Origin of the sequence: Rhodoferax sediminis (genome assembly GCF_006970865.1) — a bacterium.
GTDB classification, from domain to species: domain Bacteria; phylum Pseudomonadota; class Gammaproteobacteria; order Burkholderiales; family Burkholderiaceae_C; genus Rhodoferax_A; species Rhodoferax_A sediminis.
This window is the reverse complement of sequence record NZ_CP035503.1, coordinates 1-17,076: the sequence shown is the minus strand read 5'-3', so window position 1 is coordinate 17,076 and position 17,076 is coordinate 1. Positions and strand designations below refer to the sequence as shown.

Sequence of the window (17,076 nt, the reverse complement as noted above, 5' to 3'; positions counted from 1 at the left end):
CAACATAAAAAACCCGGCGCGGCTGAAAAAGCGGGCCGGGTCATCTGATCGGAGGCGCAAGCCGTCTTTAGCAGAATTTCGGAACTCGCTGATTCCGGCGCCCGCAATCTGGAACAAATCGGCGCGTGGGTGAAGAATATTTCAAAGTATATCAATCCCGCCGACCGCCTAGCCCCGCAGGGCAAACAACCCCAACGCGGCAAAGACGGCCGCCGACACCCCGTGCACGAGACGGATCGGCACCAGCCGCGTCATGCGCCCACCAAGCCAGACCACGGGCGCGTCGGCCAGCAGCATGCCTGCAGTGGTGCCGGCCACCACAGCATCGTTTACTTGCACGGTTATGGCGCAAACTGGTCTGATTTTTGCTTGACTTTGGTGCATTCTCCGATATCGCGTCAATAACGCACCAATTTCGGGCATTTCATTCAAAAGAGGGTTTATGGAAGCACTAAAACAGGGCTCGGATACCTTGTTCATTCTGCTGGGCGGCATCATGGTGCTGGCCATGCATGCCGGCTTTGCGTTCCTGGAGCTGGGGACCGTTCGCAAAAAGAACCAGGTCAACGCCCTGGTGAAGATTTTGACGGACTTCTCGGTCTCGACCGTCGCCTACTTTCTGGTGGGCTACGGCGTGGCCTATGGCACGCACTTTTTTGTGGGTGCGGAGGAACTGGCGGCAAAGAATGGTTTCGAGCTGGTGCGGTTCTTCTTCCTGCTCACATTCGCGGCCGCGATTCCGGCCATCATCTCGGGCGGCATTGCCGAGCGTGCGCGCTTTTACCCTCAGTTGCTGGCAACTGCCGTTATCGTCGGCTTTATCTACCCATTTTTTGAAGGCGTCGCCTGGCATCGGAATTTTGGCGTGCAGGCCTGGATCCAATCCGTCACCGGCCAGCCATTTCATGACTTTGCCGGCTCCGTCGTGGTCCATGCGGTGGGCGGCTGGCTCGCGTTGCCGGCTGTGATCCTGCTTGGCGCGCGCAGCAACCGCTATCGCAAAGACGGCGCAATCAGTGCGCATCCGCCGTCAAATATCCCGTTTTTGGCGCTGGGTGCCTGGATCTTGACGGTCGGCTGGTTTGGTTTCAATGTCATGAGCGCGCAGACCATCGACAAGATCTCGGGACTGGTCGCCGTCAACTCGCTGATGGCCATGGTCGGCGGCACGCTGGCGGCGCTGGTCGTGGGCAAAAACGACCCCGGCTTCGTCCACAATGGCCCGCTTGCCGGGCTGGTGGCGGTCTGCGCCGGCTCGGACCTGATGCATCCGCTGGGCGCGCTGGTGGTCGGCGCCATTGCCGGCACGATCTTCGTAACCCTGTTCACGCTCACCCAGAACAAATGGAAGATCGACGACGTGTTGGGCGTCTGGCCCCTGCATGGGCTGTGTGGCAGCTGGGGCGGACTGGCCGCCGGCATTTTTGGCAGCAGGGCGCTCGGCGGGCGGGGCGGCGTGAGTCTGGCGGCGCAGCTGATCGGTACCACCATGGGTATCGCCTGGGCCCTGTTGGGTGGTCTGCTGGTCTACAGCGTGATCAAGGCCACGATGGGTCTGCGCCTGAGTCAGGAAGAGGAGTTTGAAGGGGCCGACCTGTCGATCCACCGCATTGGCGCCACCTCGGAGCGTGAGGCCAGCTGGTAGAGCCGGCGATCGCTGGTAGGGCGAGCGATGCGTCCAGGCTTGGGGCCAGCGCTTCCCACGACAGGGCGTGGTAGTCGAAGCCGGCCGCCAGCGTGGGCTTGATGATCTGAAAGTAGGGCGACACGTCGAAGTCGCGCGGCACGTACAGGCTGTGGTGCCGTACATGCAGAATTTCACGCACGTGATCGGCATGGTCCGGGTCCTGCAGGTGCACGATCTTGATCTGCGGCAGGATCGGATAGCGCACCGACTCGAAACACTGGGCAATCAGGGTCGAGCAGATGGCACGTGTAGGGTCGCCGCTGCCCAGCGCCAGCATGCGCCGGCGCCAGCGGGTCGGGACCGGTGGCGTCGGAAGCAGGTAGCGCGCCAGATCCACCACATTCTTGAGGTCGTATTGCTCGCCCACCCGCTGCACCGCGAAGTCGCATACGCGCCGCACCTCCCCGGGCGTCATGCCCACAGGGCGGCAGATCCGGCAATGCAGGCCGCGAAAATGCGCGAGCCCGACGGCGTGCACGCCCAGTTCCATATCGGCCTCGATCAGGCACAGCGGCAGGCCGTCCGGCCCGCACGCGCCCGCCTGCGCGCCCACAAACAGCGCGGCGTGCGACCAGGTTGACTGTGTCAGGTACTTGATGGCCGTGCTGATGCGCGTGTTGCCCTCTACCAGCAGCACGTCGCCGGGGCGCAGGCAGGCCGCCAGCTTGTCGGGATCGACGGGCCACGCGGCGCCGACGCTGCGGCCCGTGCTCCTGCGCGTCAGGTAGTGGCCGAGCCGCCGGCCGATCCAGCGCGCCACGCTGTTCATGATCCGCTCCTGCACTGGGCGTAGGGTTGCTGGGGAATCGTCATGCTGCGGGCCTCGGTTCATAGATGTAACGCGAACACGATTGGTTCCCTCCCCCACGACACACGGGCCCGCACCGCAGGCCGGGCGCTGCCCGGGGGCGGGCCTGTGCGATGATGTTTTTTTTTGCTTGTGGCCGTTCATGTCCATCGAAAGCCAGCTCGCCGAACACCGCAGTTACCTGCTGCGGTTTGCGCGCCTGCAGCTGCGCAACGATGCCTGGGCCGAAGACGTCGTGTCGGAGACGCTGCTGGCCGCACTGTCCAAACCGCAGTCCTTTGACAACAAGTCGCAGCTCAAAACCTGGCTCGTCGGTATCCTCAAACACAAGGTAGTGGACACGCTGCGCCAGCGCGCGCGCGAGGTCAGTTATGGCGGCGAAGACGACACAGCCGACGGCAGCGAGGAGCTGGACGCGCTCGTGTTCAAAAACGGGGATCACTTTGCGTCCCTGCCGGCCGACTGGGGCAACCCCGAGCAGGACCTGAGTTCGCGCCAGTTCTTCCAGGTGCTGGAGGCGTGCACCGAGAAACTGCCCGCCGCCATGGGCCGGGTGTTCCTGATGCGCGAATGGCTCGAATTGCCGTGTGAAGAGATTTGTAAGGAATTGAAGCTGACCCCGACCAACCTTTACGTGCAATTGCACCGCGCGCGCCTGCGCCTGCGCGAATGCCTTGAACTCAACTGGTTTGGCCACGCCCCGACGACCCTTTCATCATGATCCTGCGACGCACCTGCAAGCAAATTGCTGCACTTTTAATAGCGCGGGAGGACCGCGCCCTGCCGGTTATGGAGCGTATTGCCTTGAGATTGCATCTGGCTGCCTGCACCGCGTGTCCGATCTTCGAGCGGCAGGTGCTGACCCTGCGCAACGCCCTGCGCCAGTGGCGCAATTATTCTGAAAAGTGAGCAGCTGAAAACCACCGGCCCTTTACTACGCAACAAAGTTTTTTGTGCGCCGCCCCGAAATACCGCATAATGCTTGGGTGTTTTTGTTCATCAGGGGCACAGGTTTGCGGTGATTGGTCAGTTTCGCGTCTTTGAAGTCGTTATTGGTTTGTTGATTGCGTTTATCGGACTCCATCGCTTTTTAGTTTTTTTCAGGAGTCCTTTATGGGCAACAAACTTTACGTGGGCAATCTGCCCTATTCCTTCCGCGACGAAGACATGCAACAGGCGTTCAGCCAGTTCGGTTCCGTGTCCAGCGCCAAAGTCATGATGGAACGCGACACCGGCCGCTCCAAGGGTTTCGGCTTCGTCGAAATGGGCAGCGACGCAGAAGCGCAAGCTGCCATCAAGGGCATGAACGGCCAGTCTTTCGGCGGCCGTGACCTCGTGGTCAACGAAGCCCGCCCGATGGAGCCGCGTCCCCCGCGTAGCGGTGGCGGCGGCTTCGGCGGCAGTGGTGGTGGCGGCTACGGTGGTGGCGGCAGCGGCGGTGGCGGTGGTTACGGCGGTGGCGGTGGCGGTGGCCGCAGCGGCGGCGGTGGCGGCGGTTACGGCGGTGGCCGCAGCAGCTACTAAGCTACCCAGTATCCAGCGGGCTTTTGGCCCGCCAGAGACACAAAAAAGGGCCCTTGCGGCCCTTTTTCATGGCCCGCGCCACGGGCCTTTGCGCACCCAACAAACCCTTGACGGCTTTCGCCATATCGCGCTCATAATGCGCGCGTGTGGAATCGGAATAACCACACAGGTTTGCGGTGATCAGTCGGGTTCGCACCTTTGAAGGTCAAGGTCGTTGGCTGCGTGTTCGGGACTCCATCGCTTTATCAATGTGTTTTTGAGGAGTCCCTTTATGGGCAATAAACTGTATGTCGGCAACCTGCCTTACTCGGTGAGCGACAGCGATCTGCAACAGACTTTCGGCCGATTTGGCGCCGTCACCAGCGCCAAAGTCATGATGGACCGCGACACCGGCCGCTCCAAGGGCTTCGGCTTTGTGGAAATGGGCAGCGATGCCGAGGCACAGGCCGCGATCGCCGGCATGAACGGCCAGCCGCTGGGCGGGCGCAACTGCGTGGTCAATGAAGCGCGGCCGATGGAGCCACGCCCACCACGCAGTGGCGGGGGCGGCTATGGGGGTGGCGGCGGCGGGGGTTATGGCGGCGGCGGCCGCAGCGGGGGCGGGGGTTATGGCGGCGGCGCTGGCGGCGGCCGCAGCGGTGGGGGCGGGGGCGATGGCGGTTTCCGCAGCCCTTATGGCGCCGGCCCGCGTGGCGGTGGCCGTAGTGGCGGCGGCGGTTACGGCGGGGGCAGCAGCGGTTACTGAATCCCCCGGGTATCCTGAAAAAGGCTCCAACAGGAGCCTTTTTGCTTTCCAGCCCTCAAGAGGCGGTATTTGTATGCTATCGAAGCCGGAGCATCAAGGTTCGCTTTCGCGCCGCTTTCGAGGCCGCCCGGCCAGCGCCCTGTCGAACAGCGCGTTCGGCAGCAGACGCAGCAGTTTGGCCACCACGCCCATCTGCCATGGAATCACCCGGTAACGGACACCGGCCTCGATGGCCCTGAACGCCTGCTCGGCAAAGTCCTGCGGCTGCATCAGGAACGGCATGGCATAGCGATTTTTCTGCGTCAGCGGTGTGTCGATGTACCCCGGACAAAGCGTGACCACCTTGACGCCGCTGGCGCGCAGTTCGCCGCGCAGGCTCTCGCAGTAGGTGATGACGGCCGCCTTGCTGGCGCAGTACGCGCCGTGTCCCGGCAGGCCGCGGATACCGGCCACGCTGCCGATGCCGACCAGGGCGCCGCTGCCGCGCTGCACCATGGCGTCGATGAAGGGCTGGAACGTGGCGGCCATGCCGATGTTGTTGGTGGCAAAGGTGCGCGCCATCACGTCGATGTCGGCGCGTACGGCCGTGTCGATGCCGATGCTGATACCGGCATTGGCGATCACCACATCGGGCACCCCCTGGGCCGCAATGCAGGCGCGACCTGCGCTCATGATGCTGTCCGGCAGCGCCACGTCGGCACTATAGATTTGATAGCTGCCTGCGCTGATCCCTTGCCGGCCAATCCATGATTCAATCTCTGAGGTACGGCGCGCCACCAGGGCCAGCCGATAGCCCGCCCGGGCAAAGCGCCCCGCCAGTGCCTGACCAATGCCGCTGGAGGCGCCGGTGATGAAGACGAGTCCGGTCATGCCTTATTTCGCGACCGGGGGCCTGGCCGGACTCGGCACCAGCAGCCCCTTGACACGCCCCTTGAGGTCGAGCACGCCTTCGTAGTTGTCGTAGTCCATCGAGTCGGCCGTGAACTGGTCATTGCCCCGCGTCAGGGTGACGGGTTTGTTGGAGGAGACGCGCTCGCTGTTGGTGTAGGCGTTCAGGAATTCGCCGCGGAATTCCAGGCGCGGCAGGACGTGGCCACGAGCATCGGTGGCGGGCTCGCGCACCACGACGGCGTTGCCAAACAGCTGCACCTGCGAGGCGTCGCTGTTGCTCAGCGCGCGATTGCCGGTGGCCACGGTGATGCGCCCCTGCGGACTGATCGAGCGGATGCGTGCATTGCTGATCTCCAGCGTGTCGGTGTCGGGATAGTGGCGCCCCTCGGTGCCGAACACCTCGCTCTTGAGGTGGCCCGCGCCGTCGAAAGTCTTGACCGCAAATTTGCGCATGAAATAGTCGGGCTCGTGGCGCACCGGCGCCGCAGGCTCGGGCGCGCCGAAAATGGGCGTATTGCGCACCAGCCAGTAGGTGCCCAGCGCCAGCACCGTCATCAAGATGATGGGCAGGTAGATGGCCACGCGCTCCCACAGATCGCGCGCAATGGCGAGCGGCCTGTTCACGCGCGTGGCTCCTGCCCTGCCAGCAGCGCCGCATACCGGCCGCTGGCGACCAGCAGCAGGTCACAAAATTCGCGCGCCGCGCCCTCGCCGCCGCGGGCCTGCGTCACATGCTGCGCGGCGGCCCGCACCTCGATATGGGCGTTCGCCGGGGCGCAGGCGAAGGCGCAGCAGCGCATCACCGCGAGGTCCGGCCAGTCGTCGCCGATGGCGGCGGCCTGCTGCCAGTCCAGCCCGAGCGCGCGCAGCGTCGCCTCGGCGGCCGGGCGCTTGTCTTCGGTGCCGTAATACACCTCGGTGATGCCCAGCGCCTGCAGCCGCGCACGCAGCGGCTTCGAATCGCGGCCGGTGATCACCACGGGCGTGATACCGGCCTTTTGCAGCAGCTTGAGGCCGTGCCCGTCCAGTGTGTGGAAGCGCTTGAGGGTCTCGCCCCGATCGGAGAAATACAGCCCACCGTCGGTCAGTACGCCATCCACGTCGAAAAAGGCGACGCGGATGCCCTGCGCCAGCAGCAGCAGCCCGGGTGCGAAGGACAGCGCGGGCTCCCGTGCTGCATGCGTCAAAGCCGGCGTGAGCGCCGCCCGGCCGCCCGAAGGCGCGAGGGCCCCGTCGGGGGGCAGTGCAGCACACGCAGTGGCAAGCGTGGGGGTCATATCACTTTCGCGCGCATCAGGTCGTTGCTATTGAGCGCGCCGCACAGCCGGTCCTGCGCATCCACCACCAGCACGCTGGTGATGCGGTGCTGCTCCATCAGTTCGACCGCGTCGACCGCGAGCGCATCGCCGCGGATGGTGCGCGGCGCGGGATGCATGACATCGCGCGCGGCGGCGGTGCGCAAATCGACACCCTTTTCGATCAGGCGGCGCAAGTCGCCGTCGGTGAAGATGCCCAGCACGCGATCCTCGCCGTCCACCACGGCCGAAGCGCCCAGCCCCTTGGCGCTCATTTCGCGCATCAGGTCGCTAAAAGTTGTGTGCAGGCCCACGCGCGGCACGGCGTCGCCCGTGCGCATCACGTCGCTCACATGGGTCAGCAGCTTGCGCCCGAGCGCGCCGCCGGGGTGCGAACGCGCAAAGTCTTCGGCCCGAAAGCCGCGCGCGTCGAGCAGCGCCACCGCGAGCGCATCGCCGAGCGCCAGCTGCGCCGTGGTGCTGGCCGTGGGTGCCAGATTCAGAGGGCAGGCTTCTTTTTCGACACCACAATCGAGCGTCTCATCGGCGTGCTGCGCCAGCGTTGACTGCAGGCCGCCGGTAATGGCCACCAATGGCACGCCGAGCCGCTTGAGCACCGGCAGGATCGAGATCAGCTCTTCACTCTCGCCGCTGTAGGAGATCGCCAGCACCAGGTCGATGGCCTTGATCATGCCGAGGTCGCCATGCCTGGCTTCGGCCGGGTGCACGAACATCGCCGCGGTGCCGGTGGAGGCCAGCGTGGCGGCGATCTTGCGCCCGACATGGCCGCTCTTGCCCATGCCCATGACGACCACGCGGCCGCGCACCTCCAGCATCCTGTGCACGGCGCGCGCGAACGAGCCGTTCACCCGAGTCTTGAGGCCGAGCACGGCGGCGGCCTCGATGTCGAAGGTTTCGCGGGCCAGCCGGATCACCTGTTCGGTATCAAATGTCATAGCCTTCCATTATCCGCGGGCATCGTGCTTGCTAGTATCGGGACATGTCCGCGCTGCAACTCACGCTGTTATACCTGCTGGCCGCGGTGCTGGGGGTGGTGGCTTGCCGCTCCCTGAAGCTGCCGCCCATGCTCGGCTATCTGGCCGTGGGCGTGATCATCGGCCCGCATGCGCTGGCGCTGGCGCAGGATTCGGAGGGCGTCAAGTACCTGGGCGAGTTCGGCGTGGTGTTCCTGATGTTCGTGATCGGGCTGGAATTCAACCTGCCCAAGCTGCGCGCCATGCGCCGCCATGTCTTCGGCCTGGGTTTGTTCCAGGTGCTGCTCACCATCGTGCTGGCGACGATGGCCTCGCTGATGTTCGCCGCGATGGCGCCCACCCTGTGGCACATGCGCTGGCAGAGCGCGCTGGCGCTGTCCGGCGCCGTGGCGATGAGCAGCACCGCCATCGTGGTCAAGCTGATGGCCGAGCGGCTCGAGCTGGAATCCGAACACGGCCAGCGCGTGATGGGCGTGCTGCTGTTCCAGGACCTGGCCGTGGTGCCGCTGCTGGTGCTCATTCCCGCCCTCGGCTCCACTCCGGAAAAACTGCTGCTGGCCCTTGCCGTTGCTTCACTGAAAGCTATTGTTTTAATAGCAATCGTGCTGACCGGCGGGCAGCGCCTGATGCGCTGGTGGCTGACCCTGGTGGCGCGGCGCAAAAGCCAGGAGCTGTTTGTGCTGAACCTGCTGCTGGTCACGCTGGGGCTGGCCTGGCTGACCGAGCTGGCGGGGCTGAGCCTGGCACTGGGCGCCTTTATCGCGGGCATGCTGATTTCCGAGACGCAGTACAAACACCAGGTCGAGACCGATATCCGCCCGTTCCACGACGTGCTGCTGGGCCTGTTCTTCATCACCATCGGCATGCTGCTCGACTGGCGCCCGGTCGTCGCACAATGGCCGCTGGTGCTCGTGCTGCTGACGCTGCCGGTGCTGTTCAAGCTGGTCATGATCACGGCTCTGGCCAGGGCCCTGGGTGCGACGGCCGGCACGGCCCTGCGTACCGGCCTGTACCTGGCGCAGGCCGGCGAGTTTGGTTTTGTGCTGCTCACGCTGGCCCGGGAAAACGCCCTGGTGCCGCCGGCGCTGCTGGACCCGATTCTGGCCAGCATGGTGCTGTCAATGCTGGCCACGCCGTTGATCATCATGTACAGCAACCGTATCGTGATGAAGCTGGTCAGCGGCGAATGGCTGCAGCAGTCGCTGCAGATGACCACGATTGCGCGCCAGTCGATCAATGCCAACCGGCACGTGATCATTTGCGGCTACGGACGCAGCGGCCAGAACCTGGCGCGCATGCTCGAGCGCGAGAACATTCCCTACATGGCGCTGGACCTGGATCCGGACCGGGTGCGGCAGGCCGCCGCCGCCGGCGACTCGGTGGTGTTTGGCGATGCCGGCCGCCTGCAGGCGCTGATCGCCGCCGGATTGGTGCGCGCCAGCGCTGTAGTGGTCACCTACCTCGATGTGCCGGCGGCCTTGAAAGTACTGGCCAACGCGCGCGCCCACGCGCCGCACGTGCCCGTCATCGTGCGCACCCAGGACGACCAGGCGCTGGACCAACTGCGCCAGGCCGGCGCCACCGAAGTGGTGCCGGAATCGATTGAAGGCTCTCTCATGCTGGCCAGCCATGCGCTGGCACTGGTCGGCGTGCCGATGCGCCGCGTGCTGCGCACGGTGCAGGACCAGCGCGATGCGCGCTACAACCTGCTCAAGGGGTATTTCCACGGCGCCGACGACGACACCGTGAACGAACTGGGGCAGGAGCGGCTGTCCACCCTGACACTGCCGCCGGGCGCGCAGTCCATCGGCAAGGCGCTGGGCCATCTGGCGCTGCAGGCCGTGGGCGTGCGCATCGTCAGCCTGCGCCGCAGCAACGGCAAACCGGTACCGACCGATGACACGCTGGCGCTGCAGGACAGCGACACACTGGTGCTGTCGGGCACGCCCGAGGCGCTGGCCCTGGCCACCGACAAACTTCTGAAAGGCTGAGACGGATGAGCTCCACCACCGATTTTCTGCGCGCCCACATCCGCACCGTGCCGGACTGGCCGGCGCCCGGCGTGCAGTTCCGCGACATCACGCCGCTGTTGCAGGACCCCGCGGTGTTTCGCGTGCTGATCGACGCCTTTGTGCAGCGCTATCGGGAGGCCGCCATGCGTGTCGACGTGGTGGCCGGGCTGGACGCGCGCGGCTTCATCCTGGGCTCGGTGGTGGCGTACCAGCTGGGGGTCGGCTTCGTGCCGATCCGCAAAAAAGGCAAGCTGCCGTTCACCACGGTGGAGGAAACCTACGAGCTGGAATACGGCAGCGCCACGGTGGAGCTGCACACCGATGCGGTCAAGGGCGGGGATCGGGTACTGCTGATGGACGACCTGATCGCCACCGGCGGCACCATGATGGCGGGCAAGAAGCTGCTGGAAAAGCTCGGCGCGCACGTCACGGAAGGCGCCGCCATTGTCGATTTGCCCGAGCTCGGCGGCTCGGCCAGGTTGCGTGCGAGCGGCATGCCGCTCTTTACGCTGCTGGATTTCGCCGGCCAGTGAGGGGGGACGCCCTCAGGTCACCGCAACGCGCCGGGGCTTGCTCGACATGCGCTTGGCGATGACCGCCCCCAGCGCCAGCGCCACCTCAAGCGCCAGCGCCGGCTGGCGGTTGGCCAGTTCGGCGAAGCGGATCGGGGTCAGGCACCACAGCTTGCAGGGGCCGGAGCCCACGGCGCTGGCGTTGCGCGGCTGGCGCGAGAAGAACGCGCCTTCGCCCACCACCGAGCCGGCGCCGACCAGGGCCAGGCTCATGCGGCCTTCTTCATCTTCGTAATGCACGCTGAGCGTGCCGCTTTCGATGAAATACAGCGTGCGGTCCAGCGCACCCTGCTCGATCAGCACCTGGCCCTGCGCGAGCGCAAAGGGCTGCAGGTAGCTGCCCAGCACGTCCCACTGGGCCGTCGTCAGCGTCGGGTTGAACGCGTCATAGACGGAATCCAGGGCGATAACCCGGATTAAATCCTGCACATTGAATTTGACGGAGGCAGACGGGGGGAAACTCATGGTGAGGTGAAGTGGAGCGTGAGTGTTGGGCCCGCAGGAAAACTATCGAATTACAAATAATACGACAGATCGCGCGATTTTTGTGGCTTTCTACTTGCCAATGCAAAACTGCGAAAAGATCACGCCGAGCAGATCGTCCGAAGTGAATTCCCCGGTGATCTCGCCCAGCGCGTTTTGCGCCAGCCGCAGCTCCTCGGCGAGCAGGTCCAGCGCCTGCGCCGCGCTGGCAAGATGGCCCGCCGCCTGTGCCAGATGCTCGTCCACCCGGCGCAGCGCCTGCACATGGCGCTCACGCGCGATGTAAACCCCCTCGGGCGCCGACTGCCAGCCCGCGATGTCCAGCAGGGTGCGGCGCAGCGTATCGAGCCCGGCGCCGGTTTTGGCGGACAGCCGCACGCCGGTGCGCGGCGCAGCGTCACGCGCATTGGCCGGCACGGCGTCGAGCTTGTTCCAGACCTCGACCACCGGAATATGTTTCGAGAGTTTTGTGGCCAATGCCCCTGCTATGCCTGCGTCAGCCGCTCTATATTCTGTAGCATCCGCACGCGTCAGGTCGTGCAGGAACAGCACGGCATCGGCGCCCTCGATCTCGGCCCAAGCGCGCGCGATGCCGATTTTTTCGACCTCGTCCGCGCTCTCGCGCAGCCCCGCCGTATCGATCACATGCAGCGGCACGCCCTCGATCTGGATGGTCTGTGCCACCTTGTCGCGCGTGGTGCCGGGCACCGGCGTGACAATGGCCAGCTCGGCGCCGGCCAGCGCATTCAGCAGCGAGCTTTTCCCCGCATTCGGTTGTCCCGCGATCACCACCTTGATGCCTTCGCGCAGCAGCGCGCCCTGGCGCGTGCGCGCCATCACGCGCACCAGCGTTTGCTGCAGTTTCGCGAGCTGCCCGTGCGCGTCGGCCTGGCGCAGGAAGTCGATGTCCTCCTCGGGAAAATCCAGTGTCGCCTCGACCAGCATGCGCAGGTGAATCAGCGCGTCGCGCAGCGCATGGATCTCGCTGGAGAATTCGCCAGCGAGCGAGCGGCTGGCGCTGCGCGCCGCCGCGGCGGTCGAGGCATCGATCAGGTCGGCGATGGCTTCGGCCTGCGCCAGGTCAATCCTGTCGTTCAGAAAGGCGCGCTCGGTAAACTCGCCCGGCTGCGCCACGCGCAGGTTGGCGAGCCGCGGCTGGCCGGTGGCCGGATCCGGCTCGGCGCCGGCCGCCAGCACGCGTGCCAGCAGCAGCTGCAACACTACCGGTCCGCCGTGCGCCTGCAGCTCCAGCACGTCCTCACCAGTGTAGGAGTGCGGCGCCGGAAAGTGGATCGCCAGGCCGTGGTCGATGGCCGAGCCGTCCTGGTCGCGAAAAGCCAGATACGTGGCCTCACGCGCGCGCAAAGAGCGGCCGCACAGCGCTTCGATCACAGGTGCCAGCGACCTCCCGCTGAGCCGCACGATCCCCACGCCGCCGCGCCCGGGCGCCGTCGCGATGGCGGCAATGGGGTCCGAGTGGCGCGGCAGCGACACGGCCAACTCAGGTGTCGCCGGGCCACTCCGGCACGGCATGCGCCCGGGCCGTCGGCCGCCGCGCCGGGCCGCCCCAAGCAAGGCCAGCCCCCTCGGGGGGCAGCGCAGTACGCGCAGCGACAAGCGTGGGGGCCATGTGATTTCAGAACTTCGGCAGGTGGAACTGCGGCGGCACGCCCATGCGGGTGTTGATGATCCACTGCTGCACGATGGACAGGGCATTGTTGGTGATGTAGTACACCACCAGCCCGGCCGGGAAGAAGAAGAACATCACGGAGAACGCCAGCGGCATGATCCACATCAGCTTGGCCTGCATCGGATCGGGCGGCGCGGGGTTCAGCGCCGTCTGCAGCAGGGAAGTAGCCGCCATCACGAGCGGCAGGATGTAAAACGGGTCGGGCGAGGACAGGTCGTGAATCCACAGGATCCAGGGCGCGCCGCGCATCTCGACGCTGGACAGCAGCACCCAGTACAGCGCGATGAACACCGGGATCTGGATCATGATGGGAAAGCACCCGCCCATGGGGTTGACCTTCTCCTCGCGGTAGATCTTCATCATCTCCTGCTGCATTTCCTGCGGCTTGTCTTTCAGCCGCTCGCGCATGGCCATGATCTTGGGGTTGATGGCCTTCATCTTGGCCATGCTCGCGTAGGCCTTGGCGTTCAGCCAGTAAAACGCGGCCTTGAGCAGCACCACCAGCGCCACGATCGACCAGCCCCAGTTGTCCAGAAAGCGGTGGATGTTGTAGAGCAGCCAGTACAGGGGCTTGGCCAGGATCGTGACCCAGCCGTAGTCCTTCACCAGCTCCATCCCGGGAGCGATCGACTCGAGTTTCTTTTCTTCCTGGGGGCCGGTGAACAGCCGCGCCTGCACCGAGCGGCTGGCGCCCGGCGCGATACTGCCCAGCGGCGTGATCATGCCGACCGCGTACAGATTGGTATCGACCTTGCGCGCGAACAGGTCGCGCTGGATGCCGTCGCCGAGCAGCCAGACGCTGGCAAAGTAGTGCTGCACCATCGCCACATAGCCGTTGTCCGATTCCTTCTCGATGTCGACCTTGTTTTCGTCGATTTTCTTGAAGTCGATCTTCTGGTACTTCTTGGCCTCGGTGTAGACGGCCGGCCCGGTGAAAGTGGAATAGAACTTCGATGACTTTTCGGGCAGGTTGCCGTCGCGTACCAGCTGCAGGTACAGCTGCGGCGAGACGGCGGCCGTGCCGGTATTGACCACATCGAACTTGACCGACATGACGTAGGAGCCGCGGTGCAGGGTATAGGTCTTGACCAGCTTGACGCCGCCCACGTCGGGCGACTCGAACTGGACCACCACGTCACTGGCGCCGTCCTGCAGCGTGCGCGCGCCGGGCACGGCCGTCATCAGGGTCTTGTGGGTCGGGAAGCTGCCACCGCCGGCACCCGCGATCAGTCCGGTCTGGGCCACGTACAAGTGCTGCGGATCGTCCTGCAGCAGCACAAAAGGCTTGCTCTTGTCTTCGTCGCCGGCATCCTTGAGCAGTTCGGCACGAATTACCGAGCCGCCTTCGGTGTCGAAGGTCAGCTTGAGCACATCGGTGGTCACAACGATCTGCTGGCGCGGCGCAGCGGCCGTGGTGGTAGCCGGCAATGCGGCGACAGCCCCCGGTACCTGTGTGACAGGCGCTACAGAATTTGCGGCGCCGCTGCTCGTGGGCAGGCTGTCATGCCCCGCAGGCGGGTTCCCCGACGCCGGCGTCTTGACCGTGACGGCTGCGGGTGACGGGAAGAAGGTGGCCTTGTGGCCGTTGTAAACCTGCCATTGGTCCCACAGCAGGACCATGGAAAAACCAAAAATCACCCACAGGATGGTGCGGCGGATGTCGTTCATGAAGACTTCTTTTGTGAGGAGTGTTGCGTGGAGTGCACGGACAGTTGGGTAAACAACCGGAGTTTTGCTAGAGGCAAGGTCTTCAATGTGTCAGGTACCGGATCGTGGCCCCCGTCGCACCAGGGATGGCAGCGCACCAGCCGCCTGAGCGTGAGGTAGCTGCCGGCCGCGGCGCCGTGCTGCTGCAGCGCCTGCAGCGAATAGGCGGAGCAGCTGGGCTCGAAGCGGCACGACGAGCCCAGCCAGGGGCTGAGCAGCAAGCGGTAGCCCTTGACGAGGGAAATCAGCAAGGTTTTGATCATGCCGGCACCTGTGCCGCGGCGGATGGCGCCAGCGCCTGGCCGAACAACTGCTGCAGTTCGGTGCGAACCGCCAGCTTGAGCTGCCTGGAGCTGGCGCTGATGAACTGCGCGCGGTCAAAGCCGGCGCGCAGCCGCACCACATGGGCGGCCAGGACCAGCCGCGCCTCGAAATCGGCACTCACGCTGTAGATCTGGCGCTTGATGGCGTTGCGGGTCACGGCACGTTTGGCCCAACGCTTGGGCACCAGCGCCCCCATCCACACTTCGCGCCCGGGCACCACTGCCGAAGAGGCTTCGGGCGGTGCGACAGGTGCGAGGAGGGGGGAGTGGGCATCAGGGACTCCAGGGCGCTGCGATGCAGCACAAAATGCGCCGTGCGGGAAACGGTGCCGCCTGCCATCACGGCCTGGAACTGCGCCCGCGTTTTCAGCCGCTGCACTTCGCCGCCAGGGCCTTGTTGCAAACGTGGCGCAAATTCGGGCAGGCGTGTGATTCGCGCCGGCTTAAACCGCCAGACGCTTGCGGCCCTTGGCGCGGCGTGCATTGATCACGGCACGGCCACCGCGGGTCTTCATGCGAACGAGGAAACCGTGGGTGCGCGCGCGGCGGACTTTGGAGGGCTGGTAAGTGCGTTTCATGTCAAATTCCTGTTGGGTTCAATAGAGCCTGCGCGGTGCACGCAGCAAGCCTTGCTTCGGTTATTAGCCCTGAACACAATCAGGGAAACCGATAATTATCGCAAATTTTATGAGTCCCGGCAATGCTTTACAGCTTCTTCACGTCCTGATACTGCAACTGCGCGGTGCATCTCGCGCGTTGTGGATAAGGGTTTGATAAATTACAATGGCGGGTTGCGAAAACCAAATCATATCCACAGAAGCCAACAAGAATAATGACCGAGGGACAAAACTCCAGTCTGGCCGGGCATGCCAGCCCGAACGCCGGCCCCAGCCTGTGGCTGGCCTGCATCGACCAACTGGCTCAGGAGCTGCCGGAACAACAGTTCAATACCTGGATCAAGCCGCTGGTGGCGCAGGTTGCCGACGACCTCTCCAAGGTCACCATCTTCGTTGCCAACCGCTTCAAACTCGACTGGGTCCGGGCCCAATACTCCGGCCGTATTTCAGGTTTACTGGAAAAACTTTACGGCCAGTCCATCCAGGTTGAGTTAGCACTTGCTCCTCGGGAGATATCGAGTAAAAGGTACATTTCGGCTACCACCCCCGAGTTGGGCAGTACGCCCGAGCCCGCCGGGCTGGGCGATGACGCCGCGCCGGGCCTGTTCAAGAACCGCCTCAATTCCGCGCTGACCTTCGACACCCTGGTGGAGGGCACGGCCAACCGCATGGCCCGCGCCGCCGCGATGCACGTGGCGACCACGCCGGGCCAGCTGTACAACCCCCTGTTCATCTATGGCGGCGTCGGTTTGGGCAAGACCCACCTGATGCATGCGGTGGGCAACAAACTGCTGGCCGAGCGGCCCGACGCCAAAGTTCTCTACATCCACGCCGAGCAGTTCGTCTCGGATGTGGTTAAGGCCTATCAACGCAAGACTTTTGACGAATTCAAGGAGCGCTATCACTCGCTCGATTTATTACTGATCGACGATGTGCAGTTCTTCGCCAACAAGGACCGCACCCAGGAAGAGTTCTTCAATGCCTTCGAGGCCTTGCTGGCCAAGAAGTCGCACATCGTGATGACCAGCGACACCTACCCCAAGGGCCTGGCCGATATCCACGAACGGCTGGTCTCGCGCTTCGACGCCGGCCTGACGGTGGCGATCGAGCCGCCCGAGCTCGAGATGCGGGTCGCGATCCTGATCAACAAATCGCGTGCCGAAGGTGCCGAGATGCCCGAAGAAGTCGCCTTCTTCGTGGCCAAGAACGTGCGCTCCAACGTGCGCGAACTGGAAGGCGCGCTGCGCAAGATCCTGGCGTACTCGCGCTTCAACCAGAAAGAGATCTCGATCCAGCTGGCGCGCGATGCCCTGCGCGACCTGCTCTCGATCCAGAACCGGCAGATCTCGGTCGAGAACATCCAGAAAACCGTGGCCGACTACTACAAGATCAAGGTCGCCGACATGTACTCCAAGAAGCGCCCGGCCAGCATTGCGCGGCCGCGCCAGATCGCCATGTACCTGGCCAAGGAACTCACGCAAAAGAGCCTGCCGGAGATCGGCGAGCTGTTTGGCGGGCGCGACCACACCACGGTGCTGCATGCGGTGCGCAAGATTGGCGGCGAGCGCCAGCAAATGACCGAGCTGAACCAGCAACTGCACGTGCTGGAACAAACCTTGAAGGGTTGAAACCGATGACACAACACACTACACAGGCTCCCACGCTTGCCACTGCGTGTGCTGCGCTGCCCCCCGAGGGCGTTGAACTTGCTCGGGAGCGGCCCTTCG

Annotated in this window: 18 protein-coding genes and 2 pseudogenes; 8 read left to right on the top strand and 12 right to left on the bottom strand. The window is 64.6% G+C overall.

Annotated elements, in window-relative coordinates; genetic code table 11:
• Positions 1-168: 168 nt before the first annotated feature.
• Positions 169-321: pseudogene (locus EUB48_RS21545) on the bottom strand (TMEM165/GDT1 family protein); the annotation flags it as partial.
• A gap of 121 nt (positions 322-442) precedes the next feature.
• Between EUB48_RS21545 and EUB48_RS00100 the strand changes: the two are divergent.
• Complete coding sequence (locus EUB48_RS00100; protein WP_142816968.1) at positions 443-1,645, top strand: ammonium transporter; 1,203 nt, start codon at positions 443-445, stop codon at positions 1,643-1,645.
• Here EUB48_RS00100 and EUB48_RS00095 read toward each other — a convergent pair.
• A complete protein-coding gene (locus EUB48_RS00095) occupies positions 1,539-2,456 on the bottom strand; it encodes a C40 family peptidase (RefSeq protein WP_142816967.1) in 918 nt (305 codons plus the stop codon). The genes EUB48_RS00100 and EUB48_RS00095 overlap by 107 nt on opposite strands.
• Before the next feature lie 181 nt (positions 2,457-2,637).
• On the opposite strand from EUB48_RS00095, the gene EUB48_RS00090 reads away from it, so the two are divergent.
• The 4 genes from EUB48_RS00090 to EUB48_RS00075 all read left to right on the top strand — a co-directional run bounded on the left by EUB48_RS00090 (position 2,638) and on the right by EUB48_RS00075 (position 4,764).
• Positions 2,638-3,216 (top strand): sigma-70 family RNA polymerase sigma factor, encoded by a 579-nt coding sequence (locus EUB48_RS00090; RefSeq protein WP_142816966.1) that lies wholly within the window; start codon positions 2,638-2,640, stop codon positions 3,214-3,216.
• Entirely contained in the window at positions 3,213-3,404 is a 192-nt protein-coding gene (locus EUB48_RS00085; RefSeq protein ID WP_142816965.1) for a zf-HC2 domain-containing protein, read from the top strand. Before EUB48_RS00090 ends, EUB48_RS00085 begins: the two co-directional genes overlap by 4 nt.
• 204 nt (positions 3,405-3,608) lie before the next feature.
• Positions 3,609-4,019, top strand: coding sequence for an RNA recognition motif domain-containing protein (locus EUB48_RS21795; RefSeq protein ID WP_142816964.1), 411 nt, complete (start codon positions 3,609-3,611; stop codon positions 4,017-4,019).
• A 271-nt stretch (positions 4,020-4,290) separates the two neighbouring features.
• Complete coding sequence (locus tag EUB48_RS00075; protein WP_142816963.1) at positions 4,291-4,764, top strand: RNA recognition motif domain-containing protein; 474 nt, start codon at positions 4,291-4,293, stop codon at positions 4,762-4,764.
• A 93-nt stretch (positions 4,765-4,857) separates the two neighbouring features.
• Here EUB48_RS00075 and EUB48_RS00070 read toward each other — a convergent pair whose 3' ends face one another.
• Genes EUB48_RS00070 through EUB48_RS00055 form a run of 4 tightly spaced genes read right to left on the bottom strand, consistent with a single transcriptional unit; the run spans position 4,858 to position 7,906 of the window.
• Positions 4,858-5,634 (bottom strand): SDR family oxidoreductase, encoded by a 777-nt coding sequence (locus EUB48_RS00070; RefSeq protein WP_142816962.1) that lies wholly within the window; start codon positions 5,632-5,634, stop codon positions 4,858-4,860.
• 3 nt (positions 5,635-5,637) lie between these two features.
• Complete coding sequence (gene lptC / locus EUB48_RS00065; protein WP_274595960.1) at positions 5,638-6,279, bottom strand: LPS export ABC transporter periplasmic protein LptC; 642 nt, start codon at positions 6,277-6,279, stop codon at positions 5,638-5,640.
• Entirely contained in the window at positions 6,276-6,932 is a 657-nt protein-coding gene (locus EUB48_RS00060; RefSeq protein ID WP_142816961.1) for a KdsC family phosphatase, read from the bottom strand. Before EUB48_RS00060 ends, lptC begins: the two co-directional genes overlap by 4 nt.
• Positions 6,929-7,906, bottom strand: a complete 978-nt coding sequence (locus EUB48_RS00055; protein ID WP_142816960.1) for a KpsF/GutQ family sugar-phosphate isomerase — start codon at positions 7,904-7,906, stop codon at positions 6,929-6,931. Before EUB48_RS00055 ends, EUB48_RS00060 begins: the two co-directional genes overlap by 4 nt.
• A 44-nt stretch (positions 7,907-7,950) precedes the next feature.
• Between EUB48_RS00055 and EUB48_RS00050 the strand changes: the two genes are divergently transcribed.
• Positions 7,951-9,936 (top strand): monovalent cation:proton antiporter family protein, encoded by a 1,986-nt coding sequence (locus tag EUB48_RS00050; protein ID WP_142816959.1) that lies wholly within the window; start codon positions 7,951-7,953, stop codon positions 9,934-9,936.
• A 5-nt stretch (positions 9,937-9,941) separates the two neighbouring features.
• On the top strand, positions 9,942-10,490 hold the full coding sequence (locus EUB48_RS00045) for an adenine phosphoribosyltransferase (protein ID WP_142816958.1): 549 nt from the start codon (positions 9,942-9,944) through the stop codon (positions 10,488-10,490).
• Positions 10,491-10,502: 12 nt separating this feature from the next.
• Here EUB48_RS00045 and EUB48_RS00040 read toward each other — a convergent pair whose 3' ends face one another.
• The 6 genes and pseudogenes from EUB48_RS00040 to rpmH all read right to left on the bottom strand — a co-directional run bounded on the left by EUB48_RS00040 (position 10,503) and on the right by rpmH (position 15,310).
• On the bottom strand, positions 10,503-10,994 hold the full coding sequence (locus EUB48_RS00040; protein ID WP_142816957.1) for a Crp/Fnr family transcriptional regulator: 492 nt from the start codon (positions 10,992-10,994) through the stop codon (positions 10,503-10,505).
• A 90-nt stretch (positions 10,995-11,084) separates the two neighbouring features.
• A complete protein-coding gene (mnmE, locus tag EUB48_RS00035) occupies positions 11,085-12,545 on the bottom strand; it encodes a tRNA uridine-5-carboxymethylaminomethyl(34) synthesis GTPase MnmE (RefSeq protein WP_142816956.1) in 1,461 nt (486 codons plus the stop codon).
• 103 nt (positions 12,546-12,648) lie between these two features.
• A complete protein-coding gene (gene yidC, locus EUB48_RS00025; protein ID WP_142816955.1) occupies positions 12,649-14,370 on the bottom strand; it encodes a membrane protein insertase YidC in 1,722 nt (573 codons plus the stop codon).
• Positions 14,367-14,672 carry a membrane protein insertion efficiency factor YidD gene (gene yidD / locus EUB48_RS00020; protein ID WP_142816954.1) on the bottom strand — a complete coding sequence of 102 codons (306 nt, stop codon included), beginning with the start codon at positions 14,670-14,672 and terminating at the stop codon, positions 14,367-14,369. Before yidD ends, yidC begins: the two co-directional genes overlap by 4 nt.
• Positions 14,669-15,111, bottom strand: a pseudogene (locus tag EUB48_RS00015) (ribonuclease P protein component). Before EUB48_RS00015 ends, yidD begins: the two are co-directional and overlap by 4 nt.
• Before the next feature lie 64 nt (positions 15,112-15,175).
• Positions 15,176-15,310 (bottom strand): 50S ribosomal protein L34, encoded by a 135-nt coding sequence (rpmH, locus tag EUB48_RS00010; protein WP_027101598.1) that lies wholly within the window; start codon positions 15,308-15,310, stop codon positions 15,176-15,178.
• A gap of 254 nt (positions 15,311-15,564) precedes the next feature.
• On the opposite strand from rpmH, the gene dnaA reads away from it, so the two are divergent.
• Entirely contained in the window at positions 15,565-16,977 is a 1,413-nt protein-coding gene (dnaA, locus tag EUB48_RS00005; RefSeq protein ID WP_142816953.1) for a chromosomal replication initiator protein DnaA, read from the top strand.
• Positions 16,978-17,076 lie beyond the last annotated feature (99 nt).